4 protein-coding genes (1 of these 4 cut by a window edge) are annotated in these 3,955 nt (G+C 49.2%); 1 reads left to right on the top strand and 3 read right to left on the bottom strand.

Annotated elements, in window-relative coordinates; genetic code table 11:
- The 3 genes in view from sufD to sufC are tightly spaced (at most 40 nt apart) and all read right to left on the bottom strand, a layout consistent with a single transcriptional unit that may run on beyond the window.
- A protein-coding gene (gene sufD, locus GXO76_01760) for a Fe-S cluster assembly protein SufD (protein NOY76574.1) crosses the window boundary here: on the bottom strand, nt 1–906 show its 5' portion. 444 nt of this gene lie to the left of the window's left edge; the window shows 906 of its 1,350 coding nt (coding positions 1–906); the start codon lies at nt 904–906; its stop codon lies off the left edge, out of view.
- Nucleotides 907–946: 40 nt separating this feature from the next.
- Nucleotides 947–2,353, bottom strand: a complete 1,407-nt coding sequence (gene sufB, locus GXO76_01755; protein NOY76573.1) for a Fe-S cluster assembly protein SufB — start codon at nt 2,351–2,353, stop codon at nt 947–949.
- Between the two features lie 2 nt (nt 2,354–2,355).
- A complete protein-coding gene (gene sufC / locus GXO76_01750) occupies nt 2,356–3,132 on the bottom strand; it encodes a Fe-S cluster assembly ATPase SufC (GenBank protein ID NOY76572.1) in 777 nt (258 codons plus the stop codon).
- A 509-nt stretch (nt 3,133–3,641) separates the two neighbouring features.
- On the opposite strand from sufC, the gene GXO76_01745 reads away from it, so the two are divergent.
- Nucleotides 3,642–3,955 (top strand): hypothetical protein (locus GXO76_01745; protein NOY76571.1); only part of this gene is annotated, 314 nt, incomplete at its 3' end.

Genomic DNA, 3,955 nt, shown 5'->3' with positions numbered 1-3,955 from the left:
ATCCGCAAAATAGAGACCCCGAATATTCGCCGAGGCGCCTTCGCCAATCAGATCGGTTTGAATATGTGTTTTAGAAAGGCGGCCCCCCATTTGAAACAGCCGGACGTGAAGGGAGCTGCTGCGATGCCCGACAGCCGTGAGAGAAGAATAAGCCGTCTCGTTGCCGGAATTCAAAAGAAGCAAGGAATAGTCAATCCGGGCGCCTTCGGCCGCCAAAATTTTTACCCTTCGATTAACGGACAACCGGGATGCCGGCAACTCGGACGTAACGACTTCCAGAATGTGAACCCGGCTGTTGGGTTCGGCTGCGATGAGCGTTTGAGGAAAAACACTTTCTTCCATCCCGGAAAAATGCGTCACTAAAACAATTGGTTTTTCAAGAGCCGTATTTGAGGGAACCCGAACCAGGGCACCGGCATTCCAGAAGGCTTCGTGTAAAACCTCCAATTTACCCCCCGCTGCATTTGTCTCCCGGTTATCCAAAAAGGGTTTTACCCAATCCGGGTATTCCCGCACGGCCCTTGGCAAATCGCTTACGAGCACGTTTTGAGCCCTGGCTTCCTCAGAAAGACGTTTAAAAGGCGGCTTTTGTCCCATTTGCACAAGCAACCCCGCGTGCAGGGACGCCTCACCCAGCAGCCCGTTTAGACCGGGTGGAAGTTTTGCACCACTACCCTTCCCCGGGTAGCTAAACGGATCTGCCGGAACCGTAAAATTTTCTCCCTGAAAATGGCGGATTTTTGTTTTTCGCCACTCTTCCTCTTTACCGGTTGGCCAGGGCTCTCTCATAAACCGTTCCAATGCCCGCAGGCGGTATTCCCGAAGCCAGCCGGGTTCAGCCAGCTGTTCAGACAATCGAAGAACAGCCTGCTTGTCTATTTTTTCGTCTTTCAACTGTGTTTCCATAGTTTGGTGTCTCTTTCTCGCTTTTTTCATGTCCGTCTGTTTAGCCTACGGAACCCTCCATTTGAATCTCAATCAGGCGATTTAATTCCACGGCATATTCCATGGGCAGTTCCTTCACAATCGGTTCCACAAAGCCCCGAACAATGAGAGCCATGGCCTCGGTTTCTTCCAGGCCCCGGCTTTGCAGGTAAAACAACTGCTCTTCCCCGATTTTGCTTACCGTGGCCTCATGCCCGATCACCGCCGTGGGGTTGTTGATGTCCATGTAGGGATAGGTGTCGGAGCGCGACCGCTCGTCCAGAATAAGAGCGTCGCAGCGAACATTTGATTTTACATTTTCCGCATGTTGGCTTACCTTCACCAATCCCCGGTAGCTGGCCCGGCCGCCATTGCTGCTAATGGATTTTGACACGATGGTCGAAGAGGTGTCCGGTGCCAGATGAATGGCTTTGGCCCCGGCATCCTGATGCTGTCCCTTCCCGGCGTACGCCATCGAAAGGATTTCGCCACGGGCACCGCGGCCTTTGAGAATAACCGCCGGATATTTCATGGTCAATTTACTCCCGATATTGCCATCCACCCACTCCATTGTGGCATCTTCATGAACAACCGCCCGCTGCGTGACCAGGTTGTAAATATTCGGTGCCCAGTTCTGAACCGTTGTGTAGCGCACCCGCGCTCCCTTTTTAACGATAATTTCAATCACGCCGGAGTGAAGCGAATCCTCGGAATAAATGGGCGCCGTGCAGCCCTCGATGTAATGCACGCTGCTGCCGGCATCGGCAATAATGAGCGACCGCTCAAACTGCCCCATGTTTTTGGCATTGATTCGGAAATAGGCCTGCAGGGGAATGTCCACGTGTACGCCTTCCGGAATGTACAGAAAACTGCCGCCGCTCCAGGCAGCGGTGTTCATGGCCGCAAATTTGTTGTCACCGGCCGGCACCACCGTTCCGAAATACTCCCGTACCAGATCGGGATAGGCCTTCAGCCCGGAATCCATATCCAGAAAAATAACGCCCTGTTTTTGCAAACTTTCTTTCAGGCTGTGGTAAATGGCCTCCGATTCGTATTGCGCCCCTACACCGCCCAAATACTTCTGTTCGGCCTCCGGAATACCCAATTTGTCAAAGGTCTCTTTGATGTCGCGCGGAATATCGTCCCAGCTTCGCCCCTGTTTTTCAGCCGGTTTTATGTAATAATAAATGTCGTCAAAATTAATTTCCGAGAGATCACCCCCCCAGGTGGGAATGGGCATTTGGGTGTAGGTGTCCAATGCCTTCAACCGAATGTCGCGCATCCAGCTTGGTTCGCCCTTCATTTCCGAAATAAGCTCGACAACCTCTCGGCTGAGCCCTTTCGGAGCCTTAAAAAAATAATTCTCGGGATTCTTAAAATCGTATTTATGACGATCAGAGCCGATTTTTGTAACATCGTGACGAGTCATTCTCAGGCCTCCTGCAAAATCTGCTGGCTTCTTTGATCTTTAATAAAGTCGTACCCCTGGGATTCCAGTTTTTCAGCCAGGGAATAATCACCGGACTCCACAATTCTTCCGTCGTACAGAATATGCACAAATTGCGGATGAATGTACTGCAAAATCCGCACGTAATGGGTAATAATCAGAAGACCCATTCGATCGGTCATAACTTTATTGACACCGGAAGAGACAATGCGCAGGGCATCGATATCCAGACCGGAATCCGTTTCGTCCAGGACAACCATTTCCGGCTCCAGCATGGCCAGTTGGAGAATTTCACTGCGTTTTTTTTCTCCTCCGGAAAACCCGTCGTTAAGATACCGTTTGGCAAACGCAGGGTCCATTTCCAGTAATTTCATTTTTTGATTCAGCCGCTTGTGAAATTCAAGCACATTCAGTTCTTCCCCGTGAACAGAATTCACCGCCAACCGCAAAAAATTCGAAAGCGTGACACCGGGAATGGCACTCGGATACTGGAATGCCAGAAAAAGGCCGTACCGCGCCCGTTCATCAGGAGACATCTCCTGAATAGTCTTCCCCTTGAAAAGGATTTCACCCTGCGTAATTGTGTACGCCGGATGGCCCATTAACGTATTGGCCAGGGTGCTTTTCCCTGTTCCATTCGGCCCCATGAGCGCGTGGATTTCTCCCCGGCGAATGGTCAAATTGAGGCCCTTTAATATCTCTTTATTTTCAATGGATACGTGAAGATCCCGAATTTCCAACAGGTTTTCAGATTTCGACATGTTTTTCTCCTCTTGCATTAAATAGACGCCACTCCGAAACCGACAAACCGGACTTAATTTGTCGTATTTTAAATATAGGATGATCCGAGGGCGATGTCAAGAGATTTTTAATGAGAATGATTTTTATTTCTGCATAATTTATTTTTGCTCCCCCTGGAATTTTTGTGGGGAAGATCATTTCTTTTGGATGCAGCCCGGCCTTTTGAACCCACCCCCTGACTCCTTCTTCCTTATTTCAGGGAGAAGGAAGGAAAGGATTTTTCTTATCTTTCATTCGCGCATTCGCGGCCATAAATCCAATTAGTGAAAATTCGCGTACCAAACGGGCACGCATTTTTTAGAGCAACCTTCTTTATCACTTCACAAAAGTAAATTTCTTGTTGCGATTTCCCCCAAAAAATCGTAATTTTGTTACACATGCCTGATACGCTGCAGAAAACCGGCTTGCAGCACTCAAACGCACCGCTTTTATGCATAAATCATGCGGCACCAAAAGGGAGAAACAATCCATGAAAGGCTTTCCGATTGACATGAGAATTTTGGGGATACTTTTCCTGTTCACAGCGGCACTGCTTACATCCTGTGCGCCTAAAAACCCAATGGAACGCATTCAGCTTTTGGAAAAAGAAGGAAAATTCAAAAAGGCCGAAAAACTGATCGACAAAACCCTTCGGAAACAGGGCACATCCCTGCCCGATTCCGTTCGAAAGGCCCTCCTGTGGCAAAAGGATTGGATGCACCGCGTGCGCATCGACTACAGATACACCGAAAAGGACATTCTGGATCAATTGCAAAAACGCGTGGCCAATTTCAAAAAAGACGA

The organism is Calditrichota bacterium (assembly GCA_013151735.1).
Classification (GTDB): domain Bacteria; phylum Zhuqueibacterota; class JdFR-76; order JdFR-76; family BMS3Abin05; genus BMS3Abin05.
Note: the sequence above shows the minus strand (reverse complement) of the source record. Positions and strands in the feature narration are given on the sequence as shown.

Excerpts from the sequence above, each read along its gene's own strand:
- sufC (NOY76572.1), bottom strand. The coding sequence starts at position 3,132 with ATGTCGAAATCTGAAAACCTGTTGGAAATTCGGGATCTTCACGTATCC.
- sufB (NOY76573.1), bottom strand. The coding sequence starts at position 2,353 with ATGACTCGTCACGATGTTACAAAAATCGGCTCTGATCGTCATAAATAC.